Raw genomic sequence first — 23790 nt, 5'->3', positions numbered from 1 at the left:
GAAGCCGGCCCCGGCCCGGCCTCCCCGCCCCGCTCCCGGTGCCACGAACGGCCCACCCCCGTCGTAGCCCGGCGCCAACCCGGGTAGGAGGGGTGTACACGCATCGGCAACGGCCCCGTCGGGGCGGCACGAGGACGCGAAGGGGGTACCGGATGCCAGGGGCACACGAGTCGCGGGCCCGGGTGGCGCGCCGGATCGCCACCGCGGCGGCGTACGGCGGAGGCGGGCTCGGCCTGCTGGGCGTGGGCCTCGTCGGCCTGCTGCTGACCGAGAGCAAGCTGGCCGTCCAGGCCATCGGCGTCCTGGAGGGCGATCCGCCCCGGGCCGACGGCGTCTACGGCGAGGCGTTCGCCGACGCCTCGGCCGGTTCGCGGCCCCCTCTGGTGCTGGCCTTCCTCGGGGACTCCACCGCCGCCGGCCTCGGCGTGCTGCGGGCCCGGGACACCCCGGGCGCGCTGCTCGCCGCGGGCCTGGCCTCGGTGGCCGAGCGCCCGGTCCGGCTGGTCAACGTGGCGTTCTCCGGCGGCCGGTCCGCCGACCTGGCCGGCCAGCTGGACCTGGCCCTGCCGCACCGCCCGGACATCGCCGTGATCATGGTCGGGGCCAACGACGTGACCCGGCACAGCCCGGCCCAGCTCGCGGTGCGCCAGCTCGGCGAGACGGTCGCGGCGCTGCGGGCGACCGGCTGCGAGGTGGTGGTCGGGACCTGCCCGGATCTCGGCACGATCAAGCCGGTCCACCCGCCGCTGCGCTGGGTGGCCCGCCGGCTCAGCCGCCAGCTGGCCGCCGCGCAGACCATCGCCGTGGTGGAGGCCGACGGCCGGACGGTCTCGCTGGGCTCGCTGCTCGGGCCGGAGTTCGCCGCCCGCCCCGAGATGTTCGCCGCCGACCGCTACCACCCGTCGGCCCAGGGGTACGCGACGGCCGCGATGGCCGTGCTGCCCTCCGTCTGCGCCGCGCTGGGCCTCTGGCCGGAGGAGGAGCGGCCGGCCGGCCGGGTGCCGGGCGAGACGGTGCTGCCGGTGGCGGTGGCCGCGGCGGCAGCGGCGGGGCGGTCCGGCACCGAGGTGGCGGCGGTCGGCACCGAGGGCGCGGTCCGGCGCTGGGCGCTGCTGCGGAACCGGCTGCGGATCGGCCTTCCCGGCTCCTGGGCGGTCTCGGACCCCGACACCGGGCGGACCGCCGGGCCCGCCCCCGCACGGGGGCCCGGGCAGGGCCCGGCGCGGGCCGCGGCGCCCGGTCCGGCACAGGGCCCGGCGCACGCCCCCGCGAAGGCCGCCCCGGCGCAGGCCGCGGACGACGGGAACACGTCGGCCAGCTCACACGCCGGGGCGGGTGACGCCTGACCTACCAGGCGGTAACTTTCCTACCCGGGCGTCCGTCGTCCGGCCCGCGCCCACCCGGCCCGGGGCCGCCCCGGGCACCCGTAGCCGAAGGTCACCCAGCGAGGAGCCCGCCATGCCCGAAGCCGTCATCGTCAGCGCCGCCCGTTCGCCGATCGGCCGGGCCTTCAAGGGCTCCCTCAAGGACGTCCGCCCCGACGACCTGACCGCGCACGTCATCGGCGCCGCGCTCGCCAAGGTGCCCCAGCTCGACCCCCGCGAGATCGACGACCTGATGCTCGGCTGCGGCCTGCCCGGCGGCGAGCAGGGCCACAACCTGGCCCGCATCGTGGCCGTGCAGATGGGCATGGACTACCTGCCCGGCACCACCGTCACCCGTTACTGCTCGTCCTCGCTGCAGACCACGCGGATGGCGCTGCACGCGATCAGGGCCGGCGAGGGCGACGTCTTCCTCTCGGCCGGCGTGGAGACCGTCTCGCGCAGCGTGAACGGCACCTCGGACCTGCCCGGCACCACGAACCCGCTCTTCGACGAGGCCCAGGCCCGCACCGCCGAGCGCGCGGCGCAGGGCGGCGGCGAGTGGCACGACCCGCGCGAGGACGGCCTGCTGCCGGACGCCTACCTCGCCATGGGCCAGACCGCCGAGAACCTGGCCGCGCTCAAGGGCATCACCCGCGCCGAGCAGGACGAGTTCGGCGTCCGCTCGCAGAACCTCGCCGAGGCCGCCATCCGGGCCGGCTTCTGGGAGCGCGAGATCACCCCCGTGACGCTGCCCGACGGCACCGTCGTCTCCGCGGACGACGGCCCGCGCGCCGGCGTCACGCTGGAGGGCGTCTCGGGCCTCAAGCCGGTGTTCCGCCCGGACGGCACCGTGACCGCCGGTAACTGCTGCCCGCTGAACGACGGCGCCGCGGCGCTGGTCGTCATGTCCGACACCAAGGCCCGCGAGCTGGGCATCACCCCGCTCGCCCGGGTGGTCTCCACCGGGGTCAGCGCACTCTCCCCCGAGATCATGGGCTACGGCCCGGTCGAGGCCTCGAAGCAGGCCCTCAGGCGGGCCGGCCTGACCATCGGCGACATCGACCTGGTCGAGATCAACGAGGCCTTCGCCGCCCAGGTCATCCCGTCCTACCGCGACCTCGGCGTCGACCTGGACCGACTGAACGTCAACGGCGGCGCCATCGCGGTCGGCCACCCCTTCGGCATGACGGGCGCCCGGATCACCACCACCCTGATCAACTCCCTGCAGTGGCACGACAAGCAGTTCGGCCTGGAGACCATGTGCGTCGGTGGCGGCCAGGGCATGGCGATGGTCGTCGAGCGGCTCAGCTGACCGCTCCGGCGTCAACCCCCAAGGGTCCAGACCACCCGTTTGGAGTGACGCTGCGTAATTGAGGGCCGGATCACACCGAAAGGTCGATCCGGCCCTCGATTCATTCATTTCCGGGCCGAAAATCGACAGTGCGGAGCGGATCAACTCCGCAGCGTAGAACGGTGTTACCTAACAATTTGGGGACAAGGAGGAAAGTCGCTGACAAATTGGACATTCACCCCTGCGGTAACACGGCCGCATGCGGCAATGTGGAGACGTAACCCCGTTCCACTCCTCCCTAGGAGTACGTTCCGTGAGCGTCGTCTACGCCATCCTGCTGCTGATCCCGATCGCCCTGTCGACCACCGTCCTGTTCCACCTCCGGGGAATCTCCCGCCGTCTGGACGCGCAGGCCGCGGCCGCCGACCACCCCGCCGCGGTCGACGAGGCCGCGATACGCCGGGCCGTCGCCGAGGCACTGGCCGCCGACCGCGAGCGGGAGATCACCGAGGCCCGGGCGTTCTGGGCCGAGCAGGAGGCCCGCGCGGCCGAGGACGCGCCGCTGTTCGACTCCCCCTTCACCGGCGTCCTCAGCAGCACCGAGGAGTGGCCGCTCTTCTTCCCCCGGCCGACCGGGCCGCAGGAGGCCGCCGACAACGCCGGCACCATGGACCCGGAGTTCGGCGAGGCGCTGCGCTCCGCCCTGGAGGACCTGATCAACGAGGGCGGCGCCCACCCGGCCGATCCCGTCACCGAGGGCGGCAGCCCGCTGCGCCCCGGCCACCCGGCCGGCCACCCGGCCGGTGGCCCGGCCGGCGAGACCGCCGGGGACGCCCGGGCCCGGCGCGAGGCCGACCTGCTGGCCACCGGGCTGGAGGCCGGGCTGCTGGACGCCGGCTCGGCCGTCGAGGAGGCCCCGGTGGCCGCCCCCGACCCGCGCCGCCACCCCTCGCACCCCGACTTCGTGCCCAGCCAGGCACCGTCCCGCGAGTGGACCGACACCCGGCTGACCGCGCTCGCCGAGGAGGGCACCGCCCTGGTCGACGTCCGCCCCGGCCCGCTCGGCACCCTGGACGTCTACGCCTTCGCCGACGGCACCACGCTCTGCGTGGCCCCGGGCGACCGCGAGGCCGCGTACCGGCTGATCGACGCCGTACGGGCCGGTGAGAACGTCCGGCTGCTCGGCGGCTCCCGGTTCTCCGGCTCCTACTCCCTGACCTTCTCCACCGACGAGGACGCCGTGTACGTGCTCGCCGACCGGGTGGTGGCCAGCATCTGACGCAGCGGCGGGAAGGCCGGCCGGGTCAAGGGGTTACCGACCCGGCCGGCCTTCGGCGTGTCCGGGACCGGCGCGGCCCGGCGAGGGCCCGGACGAGGGCCCGGCCCGGCCCCGGCGCGGCAGGCTCCCGGTGACGTTCCCGGCGGGGCACTCGCCCGTCCCGCTCAGTGGCAGAGCGCGGCCGCCCGCGCCACCCGGGCCGACGCCTCGGCCCGGACCGCCGCGACCGTCGACGGCCCGCCGAGCTCCGCCGGCAGCGCCACCCCGTCGTCCCCGGGCAGCCCGGCCAGTGCCGCCACCAGGTCGTGCCCGGTCACCGCGAGCTGGTCGCCGACCGCGAACGCCCCGGCCTCCGGGAGTTCCCGCACCGGCCCGCCCTCGACCGCCCGCGCCGCCGCGGCCAGCCACCGGGCCAGGGCCAGCGCGGCCGCCGCCCGCGACGCGTGGCCGGGGACCACACCGTGCAGCCGGCTCTGCGGCATCGAACGGAACCGGTCCGCCAGGGCGTCGACCGCCTCGGCCAGGGTCTTCTCATCGGACATGCCGCGAGCATACGGCGCGGCCCGCGAGCGCCCGTACGCGAAAGCCGCCGGGCCCCGGAGCGAGTGCTCCGGGGCCCGGCGGCCGTGTGCGCACGAGGCGCGAGAGGCGTCCGCGAGGACCGGCGGCTAGTCGTCGCCGCGCAGGATCGCGATGAGCCGCAGCATCTCGATGTAGATCCAGACCAGCGAGAGGGTGAGCCCGAAGGCGGCCCGCCAGGACTCCTTCTGCGGCGCGCCCTGCGCGATGGCCTCCTCGATGGCGGCGAAGTCCAGCGAGAGGAAGAAGGCGCCGAGGGCGATCCCGATCAGGCCGACCACGATGCCCAGCGGGCCGGAGCGCAGGCCCATGTCCGCGCCGAACAGCGACGCGACCATGTTGATCATCAGCAGCAGCACGAAGCCCATCGCGATCGCGATGCCGATCCGCGTGTAGCGCGGGGTGACCCGGATCCGGCCGGTCTTGTAGGCGATCAGCATCGCCGCGAAGACCGCCGCGGTGCCCAGGACCGCCTGGATCGCGATGCCCGGCAGGGCGGCGTTGAGCATCTTGGTGATCGCACCGAGCGCGAAGCCCTCCAGGGCCGCGTAGGTGAGGATCAGCGGCGGGCTGACGCTCCGCTTGAACGAGACCACCATGCCGACCACGAAGGCGACCAGACCGGCGCCGATGGCGAGGCCGTAGTTGCGGTCCGGCAGGAGGAACCAGGCCAGGCCGCCACCGGCGACCAGGGTGAGCAGCGTCATCGCGGTGCGCGCGACCACGTCGTCGAGCGTCATCCGGCCCGTCGCCAGCGGACCGGCCGACGGAGCCCGGTACATCTCGACCAGCTGGTCGTCGGTCAGCGGAGCCTGGCCCTGCGGCTGCTGCGCGTAGGGGCTGCCGGCGTACGGGTTGTTCCCGTACGGGTTGTTGCCGTACGGGTTGGTGGCGGACGGGCCCCCGGCCGACGGGGTCTGGGTCGTCCCGAATCCCGCGTAGCCGGACTCGCGGGTGAAGGACCCTTCCCGCGAGAAGACCGGGTTGCTGCTTCTCATTGCTCATTCCCTCCGTGGCGGTACTGCACCGCCCGTCACAAGGGTAATGGCTTGGCAAAAAAACCAACATCCGCCGCGAGGAGGATCCGGCGGGAACGTGCGGCGGGGGACGTCCGGCGGGGACGCCGGTCGGCGTCCCCGCGAGTCGGTCGGTGCCCGGAGCCGGACTCGAACCGGCACGGCCTCACGGCCAAGCAGTTTTAAGCTGCCCGTGTCTGCGTTCCACCATCCGGGCGTCCTGCGGACCCGGCCTCGCCTGCGGACCGGAGAGCAGCGCTCCGCCCCCGTACGGGCCACCCCTGAGCCTAGTATCCCGGCCTCCCCTTTCGCATGTTCCGAGCCAGGGAAGTTGTCATGTTTCCTTGCCATCTGACGAACAGTTCGTGATTTGGCCACCCAGGGCGTGCGATCCGGCCACCGGCCCTCCGGTCAGGGTCGGTGTCATACCGCAGGAGGAGGGCGTCAGCTGGGCGTACGCCCAGCGGTGGTCAGGCCAACCGTCCGGCGGAGCGACGAGAAACCATGATCACGTGGCCGAGCATGGAGGTACGGCTGGACACCCCCGGAAGGGGCCCGGCCGGCCAACGACTTCCCCGGCGCCGTCCGGGCCCGTCCTGCCCGCGACCCCAAGGAGCACCCCGTGACCACGTCGACCGCAACCGCCGTCCGCACCGGCCGGGCGGCCGCCCGCGCCACCGGCCTCAACAAGGTCTACGGGGAGGGCGAGACCCGCGTCGTCGCCCTCGACAACGTCAGCGTCACCTTCCCGCAGGGCGAGTTCACCGCCATCATGGGCCCCTCCGGCTCCGGCAAGTCCACCCTCATGCACTGCATGGCCGGCCTCGACACCGTCTCCTCCGGCTCCTCCACCATCGGCGACACCGAACTCGTCGGCCTCAAGGACAAGCAGCTCACCCAGCTGCGCCGCGACCACATCGGCTTCGTCTTCCAGGCGTTCAACCTCCTCCCCACCCTCACCGCCCTGGAGAACATCACCCTCCCGATGGACATCGCCGGCCGCAAGGCCGACAAGCAGTGGCTGGACCGCGTCGTGGACACCGTCGGCCTCTCCGGCCGCCTCTCCCACCGCCCCAGCCAGCTCTCCGGCGGCCAGCAGCAGCGCGTCGCCTGCGCCCGCGCCCTCGCCTCCAAGCCCGACATCGTCTTCGCCGACGAACCCACCGGCAACCTCGACTCCCGCTCCGGCGCCGAGATCCTCTCCTTCCTGCGCAACTCCGTCCGCGAACTCGGCCAGACCGTCGTCATGGTCACCCACGACCCCGTCGCCGCCGCCTACGCCGACCGCGTCGTCTTCCTCGCCGACGGCCGCATCGTCGACGAACTCCACCAGCCCACCGCCGACACCGTCCTGGACCGCATGCGCCGCTTCGACGCCAAGGGCCGCACCAGCTGACACCGCGACAGCCGACCGCCCCCTCACCGACCCCAGGACACCCGGGAAACCCCATGTATCGCACCGCACTGCGCAACGTGCTGGCCCACAAGGGCCGACTGCTGATGACGGCGCTCGCCGTCATGCTCGGCACCGCCTTCGTCGCCGGCACCATGGTCTTCTCCGACACCTTCGGCAAGGCCATGCGGGACAGCAACTCCAAGAGCTACTCGGACGTGGCGGTCCAGGTCGTCGACAACTCCGCCGGAGCCACCGCCAGCGCCCGGGAGAAGAGCGAGAAGAGCCCGGCGACCCTGACCGACGCGACCGTCCAGCAGCTCGCCGCGCTGCCCGGCGCCGCCTCGGCCCGCGGCGTGGTGAGCGGCTTCACCGGCGTCGCCGACAAGGACGGCACCCTGATCGGCCAGGCCTGGTCGGCCAAGGGCGGCAACTTCGCGCCCGGTCCGGACGGCAAGGACACCCGGTACCCGATGGTCGAGGGCCAGGGCCCGAAGACGGCCAAGGAGATCGCCCTCGACCGGAAGACCGCCGACAAGGCCGGCTACAAGGTCGGCGACACCGTCCGGGTCGGCTCCAACGGCCCGGTCGTCGAGGCGAAGCTCACCGGCGTCTTCACCACCGACGACCCGGTGGTCAGCACCGGCGGCACGCTCACCCTGTTCGACCGCGCCACCGCCCAGCAGCTGCTGCTGGAGCCCGGCCGCTACAGCGGCATCGTGCTCACCGCGAAGCCCGGCACCGCCCAGGACGCCCTGCTCTCCCAGGTCGACGAGAAGCTCAAGCCCGGCCAGCAGATCGAGGTCCGCACCGGCGAGCAGCTCAAGGCCGAGGAGGAGCGGATGATCACCAGCGGCACCGAGGGCATGCGCATGATGCTGCTCTCATTTGCCGCGATCTCGCTCTTCGTCGGCATCTTCATCATCGCCAACACCTTCACCATGCTGGTCGCCCAGCGCACCAAGGAGCTGGCACTGCTCCGCGCGATCGGCGCCAGCCGCAAGCAGGTCACCCGGTCCGTCCTGGTCGAGGCCCTGGCGATCGGCACCGTGTCGGCGCTGGCCGGCCTGGTCGCCGGTGTCGGCATCGGCGCCGGGATGCAGTCCCTGATCGCCTCGCTGGGCGACGGCATGCCGACCGGTTCGCTGGTCATCAAGCCGCTGACCGTCGCGGTCACCCTGGTCGTCGGCGTCCTGGTCACGGTGCTCTCCGCCCTGATGCCCGCCATGCGCGCCTCCCGGATCGCCCCGGTGGCCGCGATGAGCAGCGGCGACCAGCCGGCCTCCCAGAAGTCGCTGGTGGTCCGGAACGTGATCGGCTCGCTGCTGGCCGCCGGTGGCATGGCGCTGGTCGCCTTCGGCGCGGCCAAGGGCAACTCCGACGGCCGGATCCCGGTCGCGATCGGCGCCGTGCTCACCGTCCTCGGCGTCTTCATCCTGCTGCCGCTGCTCTCCCGCCCGATGATCGCGCTGGTCGGCCCGGTCCTCGGCCGGCTGTTCGGCATGCCGGGCAAGCTGGCCCGGCAGAACGCGGTGCGCAACCCGCGCCGCACCGCGGCCACCGCGGCCGCGCTCACCATCGGCATGACCCTGGTCACCGGGCTGACGGTGATCGGCGCCTCGGTCTCCGACACGCTCGACAAGGCCGTCACCAGCTCGATGAAGGCCGACTTCCTGGTCTCGGCCGCCAACGGCATGAGCCTGTCCGACAAGGTCCCGGGCGAGATCGCCAAGGCCCCGGGCGTGACCGCCTCCTCGCCGCTGACCACCGTCTACTGGGAGCTCAACGGCACCTCCAAGGCGATCACCGGCCTGAACGCGGACACCTTCGACAAGCTGGTGTCCGTCGAGCTGAAGAGCGGCTCCGTCGCGGCCGTCGGCAAGGGACAGCTGCTGGTCGACGAGGACGTCGCGAAGAAGTTCGGCGTCACCACCGGCTCGACGATGAACGTCACCTTCCCCGACGAGACCACCGGCACCCTGACCGTCGGCGGCGTCTACACCAAGGGCGGCCTGCTGGGCCCGGTCATGCTGGCCAACAGCGAGATCGTCAAGCACGAGCCGCAGCCGTACCTGAACAACGTCCTGGTCAAGGGCGCCGACGGGGAGAGCGACAGCCTCAAGCAGTCGCTTAAGAGCGCCACCGGCGCCAACCCGGTGATCGAGGTCAAGTCCAAGCAGGACGTCCGTGACGACTTCAGCCAGATCATCACCTTCGCGCTGAACATGATGTACGGCCTGCTGGCGATGTCCGTGATCGTCGCGATCCTCGGGGTCATCAACACCCTCGCGATGTCGGTCTTCGAGCGGAAGCGCGAGATCGGCATGCTGCGGGCGATCGGCCTGGACCGCGGCGGCATCAAGCGGATGGTCCGCCTGGAGTCCGTGGTGATCTCGGTCTTCGGCGCCGGCATCGGCGTCCTGCTCGGCGCCTTCATGGCCTGGGCGATCAACGGCACGCTGAAGTCCGACCTGCAGGGCCTGACCACGGTCCTCCCGTTCGGCCAGCTGCTGATCTTCCTGGTGCTGGCCGGCCTGGTCGGCCTGGTCGCCGCCTTCTGGCCCGCCCGCCGGGCGTCCAAGCTGGACATCCTCGCCAGCATCAAGACGGACTGACCCCGGGCCGGTTCGGCACCGGACACGGAAAGGCCCCCGCCAGAGGGTTCGGCGGGGGCCTTCTCGTACTTCTCGTACTCCGCCCGACTCGCACAGCCGGCTGAGCACCACGGAGGTCGTGGTCCGGCAACGCTGCCGGGCGGAGGGCCTCCGACTCATACCCCGGTGCTCCCACACCGGGGTCCGCAGTCGCCTACTTGCTGCCGGCGAGCTCCTTGTCGGCAGCAGGCTTGGCGGCCTCGGCGGGCTTGGCGGCCTCGACCGGCTTGGGCGCGGGCGCCGCGGCCTCCTGGAACGCCTCGAACGGCTTCTCCATCTGCGACAGGCCGACGGCCTCGCGCTTCAGGAAGACGGCCAGGGTCCAGTCGGTGAAGACGCGGACCTTGCGGTTCATGGTGGGGACCATGGCGCCGTGGTACAGGCGGTGGAACCACCAGGCCGGACGGCCCTTCAGCTTGTACTTGCCGAAGAGGATCGCCACGCCCTTGTGCAGGCCGAGACCGGCGACCGCACCCAGGTTCTTGTGCTTGTACTCCTGCTGCGGGAACCCGCGCATGCCGGAGATGACGTTGTCACCGAGGACGGCGGCCTGGCGGACGGCGTGCTGCGCGTTCGGCGGGCACCAGGCACCCTCGCCGGCGGCGAGGTCCGGCACCTGGGCGTTGTCGCCGGCGGCCCAGACGTAGTCGAAGCCCTGGACCTGCAGGGTCGGCGCGGTGTCGACGTGGCCGCGGGGGCCCAGCGGCAGACCGAACTCGGCCAGCACCGGGTTCGGCTTCACGCCGGCAGTCCACACGATGGTGGAGGCGTCCGCCTCGACGCCGTTCTTCAGCACGACGTGCTGGTCGACGCAGGAGTCCATCGAGGTCTCGATGTAGATCTCGATCTGACGCTCTTCGAGCTTCTCCTTGGTCCACAGACCGAGGTCCGGGCCCATCTCCGGGAGGATGCGGTTGGCCGCCTCCACCAGGATGAAGCGCATGTCGTCGCGGCTGACCGTCTTGTAGATCTTGGCGGCGTCGCGCGCCATGTCCTCGATCTCGGCGATCGTCTCGACGCCGGCGAAGCCGCCGCCGACGACGACGAAGGTCAGCGCCTTGCGGCGGATCGCCTCGTCGGTGGTGGACTCGGCCTTGTCCAGCTGCGCCATGACGTGGTTGCGGAGGCTGATGGCCTCCTCCACGGTCTTCATGCCGATGCCGTGCTCCGCCAGACCCGGGATCGGGAAGGTGCGGGAGACCGAGCCGGTCGCGACGACCAGGTACTCGAAGGGCAGCTCGTACGAGTCGCCGGCCGCGGGCTGGATGGTGGCGACCTTACGGGCGTGGTCCACACCGGTGACCGCACCGGTGAGCACCTCCGCCTGCTTGAGGGCGCTGCGCAGCGGCGCGACGAGGTTGCGGGGCGCGACGTTGCCGCCGGCCGCCTCGGGGAGGAAGGGCAGGTACGTCATGTACGACCGCGGGTCGACGACCGTGACGGTCGCTTCGCCGTAACGCATCTTCTTGAGGATGCGCATCGCGGCATACAGGCCGACGTAACCACCGCCGACAATGAGGATGCGAGGACGCTCCGTGGTGCTCATATCCGAAAGTATCCAGCACCGTTCGGAGCAGCCTTCGTGAGCCCGCTCACAAGCTTCTGGACACCCCGTGCTACACTTCGCGCCCCCAAAATCGCTTCCCGGTCGACTCCTCGCGGCCCGTCCGACCCCTCCGTGAGCACGTCCGTTCGAACGGCCCCGCTGAGCAGCAACGATCCGTACGGGGCCCGGGTTCCCCCACAGGATTTCGATTTTCAAACCTCTGGCGGGACGGGACCTGCGATCCAGCGGCTGTCATGCCGGGCGGGCCTTCGGTCCCACATATCGGACGGACCGGGCCCGTCCCCGGGGCGAATGACGGGATCTCCATGTGAAGAAATTCACGAACTTTCCCGCACGGCCCCGGGCGCGCCCCGGCCCCGGCACCCGCAACGGGGTGCCGGGGCCGGGAAAACGGCGTGGCAGGGGGGGCGGGGCCCGGTCAGGAAACGATGCTCCAGGCGATCCCGTCCAGGATGTCGTGCTCGCTGACGACCACCTCGGCGGCGCCGGTCCGCTCCATGATCTCCAGCAGTTCCAGCGCTCCGGCGGCGATCACGTCCACCCGGCCCGGATGCATCGACGGGATGGCCGCCCGCTCCGCGTGGGTGGCGCGCAGCAGCCGCTCGGCGATCGCGGCCACCTCGGCGCGGCTCATCCGCGAGTGGTGGATCGCCTCGGAGTCGTACCGGGGGAGGTCCTGGGCGATGGCCGAGAGGGTGGTCACCGTGCCCGCCAGGCCGACCAGGGTGGCCGCACCGGTCAGCGGGACGCTCTCCGCCGCCCGGTCCAGCTCGGCCCGGACGTGCGCCCGCGCCTCCTCGACCTGCTCCGCCGAGGGCAGCTCGGCGCCGCCGAAGTGCCGCTCGGTCAGCCGGACGCAGCCGATGTCCACCGAACGCGCGGCCCGCACGTCCTCGTCCCCGAGCACGAACTCGGTCGAGCCGCCCCCCAGGTCGAAGACCAGGTACGGCGCCGGGAACTGACCGCCGGTGAACTCCTTGGTGGCGCCGACGAACGAGAGGTGCGCCTCCTCCTCGCCGCTGACGACCTCGGGCTCCACGCCCAGGACGGCGCGCACGCCCTCGATGTACTCGGCGCTGTTCTCGGCGTCCCGGGAGGCGCTGGTCGCCACGAAGCGGATCCGCCCGGGGTCCACCCCGAAGCCGGACACGACCTCCGCGTACTCCCGGCAGGCCGCGAAGGTGCGGGCCAGCGCGTCCGGGTGCAGTCGGCCGGTCCGGTCCACGCCCTGGCCCAGCCGGTTGATCACCATCCGCCGGTCGAGGTCGGTGATCGCGCCGGTCTCCGGGTCGAGGTCGGCGACGAGCAGCCGGATCGAGTTGGTGCCGCAGTCGATCGCGGCGACCCTGGTGACGGTCACGCGCCGTCCTCCCCGGCCTCCTGGGAGGCCCGCTTGGCGGCGCGCTCGGCGGTCTTCTGCTCCTTGGCCGCGATCACGGCCGCATCGTCCTTCGCCTTGGCCCGGTTGCGGGCCACCCGCTCACCGGCCGCGGTGACCTCGGCGGGGGAGACGCACGGGCCCTTGGCCCACCAGTCCTCCAGCAGGCCGATCGCCTCGTCGCCGAGCGGGTTGACGCCCTCGCCGGCCGCCAGCGAGTGGCCGACCAGCACGTGCAGGCACTTGACCCGGTCCGGCATGCCGCCGGCGCTCGGGAAGCCCTCCAGCACCTCGATGGCGTCGCGCCGGGCGATGTAGTCCTCGTGCGCCTTCCGGTAGGCGGCGGCCAGCTCCGGGTCCTCGGCCAGCCGGGCGCTCTGCTCCTTCATCACGCCGTCCGCCTCCAGGGTGCCGATCAGCGAGGCGGCCTTGGGGCAGGTCAGGTAGTACAGGGTCGGGAACGGCGTGCCGTCCGGCAGCCGGGGGGCCGTCTCCACGACGTCCGGGTTGCCGCAGGGACAGCGGTGGGCCACGCCGCGCAGGCCGCGCGGGACCCGGCCGAGCTGCGCGGCGATGGCCGCGACGTCCTCGTCGGAGACGGTGGGGTGGTTCTCAGTGGTCATGGGAGGAGCTGTCTCCAGCGGGGGCGGGGGCGGGTGGTGAGGGAGGGGCGGAGGCGGCGGCCGGGGCGGCGGCAGGGGCTGCGGCGGCGTCCACCGAGTCCCAGATGCCGGCGTACCAGGGCCTGGCCGCCTTGGCCGGCCCGGTGGCCGGGCCCTGTGCGGGCGGCGGCGCGCCGACGGACGACCTGGTCGCCTCCCCGGCGGCCGGGTCCACCGCGATGTACGGGGTCTCCCCCGGCATCGCGTAGTGCAGCCGGGCGCGGGCCTGCACCTTGACGTACTCGGGGTCCTGCCAGCGGGCCTTCTCCCGGCGGAGCTGCTCGACCTGCTGCCGGGCGTGCTCGGCCTTGGCCCGCTGGGAGGAGATCTCGGAACGCTGCGAGATGAACTGCCGCGTCGGGTACGCCAGGATCGCCACCAGCGAGCAGAGCACCAGCACGAGGACGGTCGCCCGGCTCGTGAACCGAGGCCGGGCCGCCAAGCCCGGGATCCTCCAGCCTGCCATCTCCGGTGTCCCCTCCTGGTCGCGACGGTGCCCCGCCGTCCACCCTACGGGGTGAACAGGCGGGGCACCGGCGGGAGCTGTGTGTGTCAGCCCTCGTACTTGAACCGCGGGAAGGCGCCGCGGCCGGCGTACTCGGCGGCGTCGTCGAGGATCTCCTCGATGCGCAGCAGCTGGTTGTACTTGGCGACGCGCTCGGAGCGGGCCGGGGCACCGGTCTTGATCTGGCCGCAGTTGGTCGCGACGGCCAGGTCGGCGATGGTGACGTCCTCGGTCTCGCCGGAGCGGTGCGACATCATGCAGCGGTAGCCGTTGCGCTGGGCCAGCTCGACGGCGTCCAGGGTCTCGGTCAGCGAGCCGATCTGGTTCACCTTCACCAGCAGCGCGTTGGCGGTGCCGGTCTCGATGCCACGGGCCAGGCGGGCCGGGTTGGTGACGAACAGGTCGTCGCCGACGATCTGGACCTTGTCGCCCAGCTTGTCGGTCATGGCCTTCCAGCCGTCCCAGTCCGACTCGTCCAGCGGGTCCTCGATGGAGACCAGCGGGTAGGCGGCGACCAGGCCGGCGTAGTACTCGATGAGCTCGGCGGAGGTGAGCGCCTTGCCCTCGAACTGGTAGGCGCCGTCCTCGTAGAACTCGGAGGAGGCGACGTCCAGCGCCAGCGCGACGTCCTTGCCCGGCACGTAGCCGGCCTTCTGGATCGCCTCGACGATGAGGTCCAGGGCCTCGCGGTTGGAGTCCAGGTTCGGGGCGAAGCCGCCCTCGTCGCCCAGGCCGGTGGAGAGGCCGCGCTCCTTCAGCACACCCTTGAGGGTGTGGTAGACCTCGACGCCCCAGCGGACGGCCTCGGAGAAGGACTCCGCGCCGATCGGAGCGATCATGAACTCCTGGATGTCGACGTTGGAGTCCGCGTGCGAGCCGCCGTTGAGGATGTTCATCATCGGGACCGGCAGGACGTGCGCGTTCGGGCCGCCCAGGTAGCGGAACAGCGGCAGGTCGCTGGCCTCGGAGGCGGCGTGCGCGACGGCCAGCGAGACGCCCAGGATGGCGTTGGCGCCGAGCGAGGACTTGTCCGGGGTGGCGTCCAGGTCGAGCATGGCCTGGTCGATCAGGCGCTGCTCGGTGGCGTCGTAGCCGACGAGCTCCGGGCCGATCTGCTCGATGACGGCCAGGACGGCCTTCTCCACGCCCTTGCCGAAGTAGCGGTTCTTGTCACCGTCGCGGAGCTCCAGCGCCTCGAAGGCGCCGGTGGAGGCACCTGACGGGACAGCGGCGCGGCCGGTGCTGCCGTCGTCGAGGCCCACCTCGACCTCGACCGTGGGGTTGCCACGCGAGTCGAGAATCTCACGGGCTACGACGACATCGATGGACGGCACGAGGCATCTCCTAGCGGAAACAGGTTCGGCTGACGGTGGGTGCTGTCGGCCGGACGATTGCGGAGTCGTTACGACCAGAGCCTAACCGCACGGGCTCTCCGGGCCACGTCGGCCCGGGTCCCGTCTCAGCGTGTGGCACGGCTACCCGCCGGTAGTTCACCTGGTTGCCCCACGGAAGGGGGCCGGATCGGGACGAAGGGGCCGGACCCGGTCGAACCCGGCCCCCCCTCGCGATCCACCGGCGAAACGGCATCAGCCGAGGGTGAGCACCTGGCCGGGGACGATCAGGTCGGGGTCGCCGCCGACGGTGCCGCGGTTGCCGTCGTAGAGCGCCTGCCAGCCGCCGGAGACACCCTGGCCGGCGGCGATGCCGGCGAGCGTGTCGCCCGCCCGGACGGTGTAGCCGTGGCCCGCGCCCTGCTGGGCGGCCGGGGCGCTCTGGGCGGCGGCCGGACGGGCGTCCTGGACCGCGGCCTGACCGGCGTACTGCTGGTAGACGCTCTGGTGGCTGGTCCAGTACCAGCCGCCGTTGTTCTCGTACCAGAACACCTTCGCGTCGGCGTCCCAGCCGGACATGCCGGAGAAGGACGGGGCCTGCCCGTACTGCTGCACCTGCGGCCGGTCCTGCTGGGCCTGCGGCTTCGGCGCGGCGTGCTTCGGGGCCTGCTTGGCCGCCTGGGCCGGCTTCTCCTGCTGGGCCGACTTCGGCGCGGCGTGCTTCGGCGCGGTGGTCTGCGGGGCGGTGGTCTGCGGCGCGCTCGGCTGGGTGGCGGCCTGCGGGACGGCCGGCTTGGCGTCCGCCGAGGTGTCGACCGCCGCCGGGGCGCCGCCCTTGCTCAGGCCCGCCTTCTTGGAGCAGACCGGCCAGGCGCCCGGCCCCTGCGAGGCGAGGACCTTCTCGGCCACCGAGATCTGCTGCGCCTTGGAGGCCTGGTTGGCCTGCGGCGCGTACGAGGTGCCGCCGAACGCCTTCCAGGTGCTGGGCGTGAACTGCAGGCCGCCGTAGAAGCCGTTGCCGGTGTTGATGCTCCAGTTGCCGCCGGCCTCGCACTGGGCGACCGCGTCCCAGGTGGAGACCGGGGCGGCGGAGGCACCGGTGGCGCTGAGGATCGGCAGGGCCAGCCCGACACCGGCGACGCCGGCGACGGCGATGGCCTTCTCGGTCTGGGTACGACGACGATGACGGCCGGTTCCGACGAACAGCATGAAGAGGTCCCTCTCCGCACGCCTGCGAGGTGAGCTGTCGGGTTCGGACCGGGAGGTGGCCCGGCCGCGCGAGGCGGCTTCACCCCAAGCCGTGGGGGACGGCAACAAACCTGGTTCCCCCGCCCCTGCCCAGGGTCTGGTCGGTTTCCCGGGGCACGACGGGCAGGACTCGGCGTTCCGTGCTCGGGGCTCGCAGCTGCGAACTCCACGGAGAGTAGACAGATCCGTAGAGCAATCACAAGCTCATATCGTCGGTATCACACGGAAATCACGTCAGGTGATGGATCGCCCACCAACGGGGGCGCTATGTCCGGGTTGGTGACGGTTCAATCTCGCCGTCCTGCCTGGTCGGAGACCTTCCGTCAGCGTGTCGCGGGTCGCCTCACCGATCGGACGGAGCACCGGACGACTGCCCGGAAGAGGCCCTTTCGGGCATCTTCTCGGGGGTGAATTCCACGGGAAGTTCACGAAGTCCACGCATGATCAGACCACCGCGCCACCGCAGGTTCTCCGGGCTCTCGGCGAGCCGCAGGTCGGGCAGCCGGGAGAGCAGCGTGGCCAGCGCGGACCGCCCCTCCAACCGGGCCAGCGGGGCGCCGATGCAGTAGTGGATGCCGTGCCCGAAGCCCAGGTGCGGGTTGTCCGCGCGGGCCAGGTCGAGGGTGTTCTCGTCGGCGAACCGCGCCGGGTCCCGGTCCGCCGCCGCGAGCACGACCAGCACCGGGTCCCCGGCCGGGATCAGCACCCCGCCGATGGTCAGCGGGCTGGTCGCGAACCGCCACGTCGCCAGCTCCACCGGCCCGTCGTAGCGCAGGAGTTCCTCGATCCCGGTCTCCAGCAGACCACTCTCGCCACGGGCGATCGACTCCTGGAGCAGGGCGCGCTGGCCGGGATTGCGCAACAGCGCGTACGTGCCGTTGCCGATCAGGTTCACGGTCGTCTCGAACCCGGCGAAGAGCAGGATGAAGGCCATCGCCGCGGCCTCGTTCTCGGTGAGGTGCTCGCCGTGGTCACCGGCCCGGATCAGCCCGGAGATCAGGTCGTCCCCGAGGTCCGCCCGCTTGCGGTGGATCAGCTCCGCCAGGTACTCGCGCATCCGCTTCACCGCGCGCCCCACACCGCCGCGCCGGCCACCGCCGTGCCGGATCATCATCCCGGCCCAGTCCCGGAAGTCGTCCTGGTCCTCGGCGGGCACCCCGAGCATGTCGCAGATCGCGTAGATGGGGAGCGGGAAGGCGAACTCGTGGATCAGGTCGGCGCTCCCGCGCTCCGCGAACCCGTCGATCAGCCGGTCGGTCAGCTGCTGCACCCGGGGCTCGAAGGCCGCCACCCGGCGCGGCGTGAACGCCTTCGACACCAGACGGCGGAGCCGGGTGTGGTCCGGCGGATCGATGTTCAGCAGGTGCGTCATCAGGTCGGCCTGGCGCTCGCCCGGGATGCCGACCCGGCCGGCGCGGTGCGCCTGCTCGCTGTGGTTCGCCGGGTTCTTGGAGAGCCGGCCGTCCGCCAGCGCCTGCCGGGCGTCCGCGTACCGCGTCACCAGCCACGCCTCCACGCCGCTCGGCAGGGTGGTGCGGTGCACCGGCTCGTGCTCGCGCAGCCACGCGTACGCCGGGTACGGGTCGGCGGCGAAGTCCCAGGTGAAGAGCGGAGGGCGGGCGGAGGCGGGCTGGACTGGCATGGAACGACGGTATCCCGGGTGCAAGTCGGACACGACAGGCGTGAGTCTGGTCACCTGAGGGGTATTCCCTGTTGCGGAGGGTCAGGACGTGCCTACGATCCTCCGCAAGATGTCCGTGGGCGCCGGTGCGGGGCCGCCCACAGGGAGGAGCAACACCATGCGGGACACCGGTTCGGTCGTCGTGATCGCGGTACTCCACGGCGGGTCGGGGGCCGACCTCGCCCGCAGGTTCACCGCCGCCGGAGCAGCCGGGATCCTCATCGCCGACCAGCAGGTCGGCATCGCCGAGGACCTCGCCACCGAGCTCGACCGGCCGGGCTGCCCGGTCGTCGGCGTCTGCGGCGACATCCGCCGCCCCAGCGACGTCGCCGCCCTCGTCGACACCGCCGAGAAGCACCTCGGCCCGATCGACCTGTTCTGCGTGGCCGGACCGGACGGCGAGCGGATCGTGTCGCTCGCCGACCTGCCCGACCACCTCGACCTGGAGCGGCTCGCCGAACTGGTCGCGCTGGTCGGCGAGGCGATCGGCGAGGTCGTCCCGGCGCAGCGGCGGCCGGCGAGGGACGTCGCGCGGGTCTGACCCGCGGTGGCGGGCCGGGCGCCCCGGTCCGCCGCGCGCGGGTGGCCCGGGCGGCTCCGACTACTCGGGCTGCTCGGGCTGCTCCGACTGCTCCGACTGTTCGGGCTTGAGGCCCTCGGCCGCGCGGACCGCGTCCCGGTAGCCGCGTGCCGCCGCCCGCAGCGCGGCGTCCACGTCCACCCCCGCGTCGTGCGCGCGCTGCGCCACCGCGAGCAGCAGCCCGCCCGCCGACTCCGGCGTGAGCTCCGCGGGCAGCTCGTACGGCTCGTCCGACACGCCCGCGAACCCGGACCGGCGCACCCGCGACACCAGCTTCGCCGCGTACGCCAGCGACGGCAGCCCGGCCGGCACGCCGTCCAGCACCGACTCGCGCTCCGACTTCTCGGCGGCCTTCAGCGTCTCCCAGTTCGCCTCCACCTCGGCGGCGCCCGTCGCCTCGGCGTCCCCGAACACGTGCGGGTGCCGGTACATCAGCTTCTCGACGATGTCGCCCGCCACGTCGTCCACCGAGAAGGGGTCGGTGGGGTGCTCCTCGGCGATGCGGGAGTGGAAGAACACCTGGAGCAGGACGTCTCCGAGCTCCTCGCGGAGCGTGTCGCGGTCCCCCTCCTCGATCGCCTCGACCAGCTCGTAGGCCTCCTCGACCAGGTACTTCACCAGGCTGGCGTGGGTCTGCTCGGCGTCCCACGGGCAGCCGCCCGGCGAGCGGAGGCGGTCCATCACGGAGGCCAGGTCCAGCAGGCGGGCGCCCGGCAGGTCGTACGAGCCCGGCAGCACCTCGATCTCCGGCACCTCGCCCGCGTGCTCCACCGCGAGGCGCGCCAGCGCGTCGGTCAGCCCCGGGTCCCCGTCCGGACCACCCAGCCAGACCGTCGGGCCCTCCCCGGCCTGCTGCCCGGTCAGGAGCCTGGCCAGCGACGGCGCGGAGCCGGCCGGCACGACCTCCACCTCGACGCCGGCCTGTCGTACGGGGGCGAGCTGCGGATGCCCGGCGTCCCCCGCCAGCACCCGCCCCGCCGACCGCAGGGCCTCCCACGCGGACCAGGACAGCAGCCCGGGGGCCACCCGGTGGGTGGTGGTGAGGAGGATCAGCTTCGCGCCCGGAGGATTCGTCGTCACATCCCCGAACCTACCCGGCGCCGTCGTCTCCCCGCTCGCGGGTTTCGGTGCCCGGCCGCCCGGGAGTGCCTGCCGCCGTCCGCCGCTCCGCACCCCGCCCGCGCCGTCCGGAGCGGTCAGCGCGCGAGCCAGGGGTGGGCGGCGGGGGCGAGGCCGACGCGGTCCGGGTCCCAGGTGCCGTACCGGGGGTTGACCCGCAGGTGGAGGGCGACGGCGGCGGCGGCCAGGGCCCGGCGGACCGCCCTGTCTCCCGTCGGGGTGCCGGCGTCCTGGCCGGCGGCCGCGGCGAGGCGGTGGATCCCCAGCCGGCGGCGGAGGTGGTCGTCGATCGCCCCGCCCGGCACGCCCAGCCAGGCGAGCGCCCCGGCCAGCGGTTCCGCGCCGCCGTAACGCACCTCCTCCGCCGCGCGGGCCGCCGCCACCTCGGCCGCACCGACCGCCGGCCCCCGGTCGGCCACCGCCCGGGCCACCACCGCGTCGAGCACCAGATCGGTGACGGCCCGCCTGACCAGTCCGTCCGACTCCTGCCGGGCATCGGCCGACGCGCCGCCGGACACGTGCCGCAGTGCGGCCACCCGCGCCTCCACCGCCCCGACCGGGATCCGCCGGCCGTCCAGCACCGCCGCGGTGCCCGCCGTCAGCCCGGCGTTCCCGCACGCGGACAGGCCCGCAACGGCCAGCAGGGCACCGGCGGCGGCGGTCCGACGACGGTGCATGGCGATCTCCGGGAGGCTTCCGTGGCTACGGGGGAAGGCGCGCGGCGGGGTCGGGGCTGGGCGGCGAGGGGGCGGCCGGGCGTTCCTCCCGAGCCTAGGCCGGGGCGGGCGGCCAGGCGCGGACCGTGGCCCGAACGGGTCACACGGGGCGGCGCGGGCTTCGGTCCTCGTGTCTCGGGCTTCGGGCTTCGGGCTTCGGGCTGCGGGCTTCGGGCGTAAACCCTGACGATCGTCCAGGTCGCCGTCTGCCTTTCGGGTCAGGTCGTGGCCCACCTGCTGCTCCTACCGTCCCGATCATGTCGAAAACGGTCAGGAACAACGCTGCCGGGAGGCGGGCGGCCGAGCGCCGGGCAACCGGGAGCGGTCGGGCATCGGGCGGTCGGGCATCGGGCGGGCGGACGAGGAACGGACGGAGGGCGGGAGCACGGACCGCAGGACGGACGGCGGGTCTGCGGGTGACCCTCGCCGTGGTGCTTCCGGCGGCAGGGGCCTGTCTGGTCGGCCTGCTGGCCCCCGCGCACGGGGGTGGGGAAGGACCGGTCCGGGTGGTCGCCGGCGCGTCTGCCACCGGCTACCGGCGGGTGGTGGAGGCCGTCGCCGACGCGCCGCGCCCGGCGGCCGAGCTGGTGGAGCCCGCGACCGAGGCCGGACTGCTGGTGCTGGGCCTGTTGCTGGCGCTCGGCTGGTGGACGGCGCGGGGGCGACGGGACGCCCGCACGGTCGCGGGGGTGGTGCTCACCGGCCTCGGGACGGTGCTCGCGTACGGGGCGAGCGAGGTGCTGAAGACCGTGATCGACGAGGAGCGGCCCTGCCGCGCGCTGGTCGGGCTCCCGGCCACCGTGCTCGCGGACTGCCCTCCGCCCGGCGACTGGTCGTTCCCCAGCAACCACGCGACCCTGGCCGTCTCGCTGGCCACCGGCCTCGTGCTGCTGAGCCCGCGCCGGGCCTGGTTGGTCGTCCCGGTCGGCCTCGGGACGGCGGCGCTGCGGGTGGCGGCCGGCGTGCACTACCCGCACGACGTGGTCGCGGGGGCCGCTCTCGGCGGAACGGTCACGGCCGCGCTGGTCGTCGCGCTGCTGCCCTCGGCGACGGCGCTGGTCGACTCGCAGAACGGCGTCCGGCCGCTCGGGCCGCTGCTGCTGGCCCGGGCCACGACGCCGGCCGCCGCCCCGGGTCCGGAGACGGACCCGGCGGCGGGGTCAGGTTCCGGAGGCCGCGGTCAGACCGGCCTCGTGGGCGAGGACAGCCGCGGCCGCCCGGTTGGCCACCCCCAGCCGCGCCAGGACGGAGCTCACGTGGGCCTTCACCGTCCCCTCCACCACACCGATCCGGCGGGCGATCTGGCCGTTCGACAACCCGGCCGCGACCAGCGCCAGGACGTCCCGCTCCCGGGCCGTGAGTCCGGCCACCTGTTCACGGGCGGCGGCACGCCGGTCGGCAGGCCCGCCGGACCCGGCGGCGGCGAGGTGGGCCACGACCCGGGCGGCCACCCGGGGTGAGAGGTAGGCCGCGCCGTCCGCCACCGCCCGGACGCCGGCGATCAGCTCCTCCGGTTCGCCCGACTTGATCAGGAACCCGTTGGCGCCGCCGCCGAGGGCCCGCAGGATGTAGTCGTCCTCGCCGAAGGTCGTCAGCATGACGATCCCGGTCGCGGACCCGGTCCGGGTGGTCACGGCCGTCCGGCGGATCTCGGCGGCGGCGGTGATGCCGTCGGTACCGGGCATCCGGATGTCCAGCACGGCGACGTCCGGCCGGTGCCGCCGCACCAGCTCGACCACCTCCCGGCCGTCCCCGGTCTCGGCGACGATCTCGATCCCCGGGTCGGTCGTGAGCACCGCCCGCACACCGGCCCGCACCATCGGCTCGTCGTCCGCGATCACCACCCGGATCGGCAGACCGGTCGTGGCCGGCTCCGGGCCGCTCATCCGGCGCTCACGAGACGAGGGCGTCCAGGGAGATCAGCACGTCCCCCCGGAAGCAGAGCCGGTACGCGTCCCCGGAGCGGTCGTTGTTGAACGGCTCGGCCGTGATCGCGTAGTACTCGCACGTCACTCCTTCTCCCCGGGGCGGAGGATCGCCCACGGACGGATGGTACGGAACCTGACGGTCCGGCAGAAACCGCTGCACGGTCGCGCGGTCCTGGCCGACCCGGAGCGACGCGTAGTCCGCCGGGTCCAGCACGGCGCGGCCGGTGGAGTAGATCGTCCACGCGCGCAGGCCCGCGGTCAGCACCAGCGCGGTCGCCAGCGGCGCCAGGACGACCGCCGCCATCATCCGGCCCACCCGCCGGCGGGCGTGCCGCAGTTCGCGGGCCGGCGACACGACGACCGGCCCGGGTGGCGGAACGGCCGGCGCGCCGGACCGCGGCAGGGAGGCGGACACCTCGAAGCCCCCGCCCCCGCCCCCGCCCCCGCCTGCGGCGCACGGCCCGTGGTCGAAGGTGCCGCCCGCCAGCCGGACCCGCTCGGCCAGGCCGATCAGACCCCGGCCACCGCTCCCGGGCACGGCCCCCGGTGCCGACGACGGACGTGTTGACGACGGCAGGGTCGAGGACCGGAGGGGCGAGGACCGGAGGGGCGACGGCGCGAGGGCCGACGGTGACGGGCCGTTGGCCACCAGGACGCGGGCGCCGTCCGCCGAGTACGCGACCCGCACCTCCACCGGCGCCCCCGGCGCGTGCTTGGCAGCGTTGGTCAGCGCCTCCTGGACCACCCGGTACGCGGCGTGCTCGGCCGCCCGCGACAGGCCGTCCGGCTCGCCGGTCACGGTCAGCCGGACCTCCAGACCGGCCGCCGCCGCCTCGGCCACCAGCTGCGGGACACCCGCGTCGGCGGGACCCCGGGCGTCGTGCTCGTCGGCCTCGTCCCGCAGGATCCCGATCACCTCGCCGAGGCGCTCGACCGCTGCCGCCGCACCCGCCCTGATCTCCTGGGCCGTCTCGCGGTGCGGCCCGGCCAGGTCCGGCGCCAGCTTCAGGGCGCCGGCCCGCAGGGCGATCAGGCTCAGGTCGTGACCGAGGGCGTCGTGCATGTCCTGGGCGATCCGGGCCCGTTCGCGCATCCGGGCCTGCTCGGCGACCAGCCGCTGCTCACGTTCCAGGCGCTCCGCCCGCTCCCAGCCGGCCCGCACCAGCTCCTGCGACTGCCGCCAGAACCGGCCCACCATCCAGGGCGCCATCCCGGCGCAGACCAGCAGCGACACGAACGACGTCCCCGCCACCATCCACGCCGGCACCGCCACCGCGGCCAGCACCCCGGCGGCGACCAGGACGGCCAGCACCACCACCGCCGGGCGCGCCCGGTCCATCCGCCGGCCGGCCAGGAAGGCCGCCCCGATCGCCGGCACCACCCACCAGAGGGCCACCGGGCTCAGCCCGATCCCGGCCGCCGCCACCGCCAGCAACCCCCGGTCCGCCCATCGCACGCTCGTCCACATCCGCACGACCCTACGGAACACGCGGGGGCTG

Annotated in this window: 19 protein-coding genes, 1 tRNA gene, 1 pseudogene and 1 riboswitch; of the genes and pseudogenes, 7 read left to right on the top strand and 14 right to left on the bottom strand. The window is 73.5% G+C overall.

Features of this window, described 5'->3' with window-relative positions:
- The first annotated feature begins 152 nt into the window (after positions 1 to 152).
- The 3 genes from ACFWOG_RS06965 (at position 153) to ACFWOG_RS06955 (ending at position 3934) form a co-directional block, all read left to right on the top strand.
- A complete protein-coding gene (locus ACFWOG_RS06965) occupies positions 153 to 1346 on the top strand; it encodes an SGNH/GDSL hydrolase family protein (RefSeq protein ID WP_329948128.1) in 1194 nt (397 codons plus the stop codon).
- 112 nt (positions 1347 to 1458) lie between these two features.
- Positions 1459 to 2676: an acetyl-CoA C-acetyltransferase gene (locus ACFWOG_RS06960; protein ID WP_380355535.1), complete on the top strand. Its 1218-nt coding sequence runs from the start codon at positions 1459 to 1461 to the stop codon at positions 2674 to 2676.
- A 292-nt stretch (positions 2677 to 2968) separates the two neighbouring features.
- Complete coding sequence (locus ACFWOG_RS06955) at positions 2969 to 3934, top strand: hypothetical protein (protein ID WP_380355532.1); 966 nt, start codon at positions 2969 to 2971, stop codon at positions 3932 to 3934.
- A 164-nt stretch (positions 3935 to 4098) separates the two neighbouring features.
- Here the strand turns inward: ACFWOG_RS06955 and ACFWOG_RS06950 are convergent, their stop codons facing one another.
- The 3 genes from ACFWOG_RS06950 to ACFWOG_RS06940 form a co-directional block, all read right to left on the bottom strand.
- The gene (locus ACFWOG_RS06950) at positions 4099 to 4476 is read right to left on the bottom strand and encodes a hypothetical protein (RefSeq protein ID WP_329879688.1); all 378 of its coding nucleotides are present in this window, start codon (positions 4474 to 4476) and stop codon (positions 4099 to 4101) included.
- Between the two features lie 126 nt (positions 4477 to 4602).
- Positions 4603 to 5511 carry a Bax inhibitor-1/YccA family protein gene (locus ACFWOG_RS06945; protein ID WP_380355528.1) on the bottom strand — a complete coding sequence of 303 codons (909 nt, stop codon included), beginning with the start codon at positions 5509 to 5511 and terminating at the stop codon, positions 4603 to 4605.
- A gap of 153 nt (positions 5512 to 5664) precedes the next feature.
- A tRNA-Leu gene (locus ACFWOG_RS06940) sits at positions 5665 to 5746 on the bottom strand.
- Between the two features lie 405 nt (positions 5747 to 6151).
- Between ACFWOG_RS06940 and ACFWOG_RS06935 the strand changes: the two genes are divergently transcribed.
- Positions 6152 to 6925 (top strand): ABC transporter ATP-binding protein, encoded by a 774-nt coding sequence (locus tag ACFWOG_RS06935; protein WP_380355525.1) that lies wholly within the window; start codon positions 6152 to 6154, stop codon positions 6923 to 6925.
- A 53-nt stretch (positions 6926 to 6978) separates the two neighbouring features.
- A complete protein-coding gene (locus ACFWOG_RS06930) occupies positions 6979 to 9537 on the top strand; it encodes an ABC transporter permease (protein WP_380355522.1) in 2559 nt (852 codons plus the stop codon).
- Positions 9538 to 9730: 193 nt separating this feature from the next.
- Here ACFWOG_RS06930 and ACFWOG_RS06925 read toward each other — a convergent pair whose 3' ends face one another.
- From ACFWOG_RS06925 to ACFWOG_RS06895, 7 genes are all read right to left on the bottom strand, one after another.
- Positions 9731 to 11122: an FAD-dependent oxidoreductase gene (locus tag ACFWOG_RS06925; protein WP_329879990.1), complete on the bottom strand. Its 1392-nt coding sequence runs from the start codon at positions 11120 to 11122 to the stop codon at positions 9731 to 9733.
- A 439-nt stretch (positions 11123 to 11561) separates the two neighbouring features.
- Positions 11562 to 12503 carry a Ppx/GppA phosphatase family protein gene (locus ACFWOG_RS06920; RefSeq protein ID WP_329947913.1) on the bottom strand — a complete coding sequence of 314 codons (942 nt, stop codon included), beginning with the start codon at positions 12501 to 12503 and terminating at the stop codon, positions 11562 to 11564.
- Positions 12500 to 13162, bottom strand: a complete 663-nt coding sequence (locus ACFWOG_RS06915) for a DUF501 domain-containing protein (RefSeq protein WP_380355576.1) — start codon at positions 13160 to 13162, stop codon at positions 12500 to 12502. The genes ACFWOG_RS06920 and ACFWOG_RS06915 overlap by 4 nt, the downstream gene beginning before the upstream one ends.
- Complete coding sequence (locus ACFWOG_RS06910; protein WP_329879993.1) at positions 13134 to 13625, bottom strand: septum formation initiator family protein; 492 nt, start codon at positions 13623 to 13625, stop codon at positions 13134 to 13136. The genes ACFWOG_RS06915 and ACFWOG_RS06910 overlap by 29 nt, the downstream gene beginning before the upstream one ends.
- A 110-nt stretch (positions 13626 to 13735) precedes the next feature.
- Positions 13736 to 15022 (bottom strand): phosphopyruvate hydratase, encoded by a 1287-nt coding sequence (eno, locus tag ACFWOG_RS06905; protein WP_329879994.1) that lies wholly within the window; start codon positions 15020 to 15022, stop codon positions 13736 to 13738.
- A 252-nt stretch (positions 15023 to 15274) separates the two neighbouring features.
- On the bottom strand, positions 15275 to 16228 hold the full coding sequence (locus ACFWOG_RS06900) for a transglycosylase family protein (protein ID WP_380355517.1): 954 nt from the start codon (positions 16226 to 16228) through the stop codon (positions 15275 to 15277).
- Between the two features lie 5 nt (positions 16229 to 16233).
- Positions 16234 to 16380, bottom strand: a riboswitch (cyclic di-AMP (ydaO/yuaA leader).
- 230 nt (positions 16381 to 16610) lie between these two features.
- Entirely contained in the window at positions 16611 to 17909 is a 1299-nt protein-coding gene (locus tag ACFWOG_RS06895) for a cytochrome P450 (RefSeq protein WP_380355514.1), read from the bottom strand.
- Between the two features lie 157 nt (positions 17910 to 18066).
- Between ACFWOG_RS06895 and ACFWOG_RS06890 the strand changes: the two genes are divergently transcribed.
- Positions 18067 to 18489, top strand: a complete 423-nt coding sequence (locus tag ACFWOG_RS06890) for an SDR family NAD(P)-dependent oxidoreductase (protein WP_329947917.1) — start codon at positions 18067 to 18069, stop codon at positions 18487 to 18489.
- 60 nt (positions 18490 to 18549) lie between these two features.
- On the opposite strand, the gene ACFWOG_RS06885 is transcribed toward ACFWOG_RS06890, so the two are convergent.
- Together ACFWOG_RS06885 and ACFWOG_RS06880 are read right to left on the bottom strand one after the other, a co-directional pair.
- Positions 18550 to 19608, bottom strand: a complete 1059-nt coding sequence (locus ACFWOG_RS06885) for a MazG family protein (protein ID WP_380355511.1) — start codon at positions 19606 to 19608, stop codon at positions 18550 to 18552.
- Between the two features lie 116 nt (positions 19609 to 19724).
- Entirely contained in the window at positions 19725 to 20324 is a 600-nt protein-coding gene (locus ACFWOG_RS06880) for a hypothetical protein (protein WP_380355508.1), read from the bottom strand.
- 296 nt (positions 20325 to 20620) lie between these two features.
- Here ACFWOG_RS06880 and ACFWOG_RS06875 point away from each other — a divergent pair.
- Positions 20621 to 21334, top strand: a pseudogene (locus ACFWOG_RS06875) (phosphatase PAP2 family protein); the annotation flags it as partial.
- 189 nt (positions 21335 to 21523) lie between these two features.
- On the opposite strand, the gene ACFWOG_RS06870 reads toward ACFWOG_RS06875, so the two are convergent.
- Positions 21524 to 22249: a response regulator transcription factor gene (locus ACFWOG_RS06870; RefSeq protein WP_329947920.1), complete on the bottom strand. Its 726-nt coding sequence runs from the start codon at positions 22247 to 22249 to the stop codon at positions 21524 to 21526.
- 7 nt (positions 22250 to 22256) lie between these two features.
- The gene (locus tag ACFWOG_RS06865) at positions 22257 to 23759 is read right to left on the bottom strand and encodes a sensor histidine kinase (protein ID WP_380355504.1); all 1503 of its coding nucleotides are present in this window, start codon (positions 23757 to 23759) and stop codon (positions 22257 to 22259) included.
- Between the last annotated feature and the right edge of the window lie 31 nt (positions 23760 to 23790).

Source organism: Kitasatospora sp. NPDC058406, from assembly GCF_042722765.1.
Taxonomy (GTDB): Bacteria; Actinomycetota; Actinomycetes; order Streptomycetales; family Streptomycetaceae; genus Kitasatospora.
This window is presented reverse-complemented; position numbering and strand designations above follow the sequence as displayed.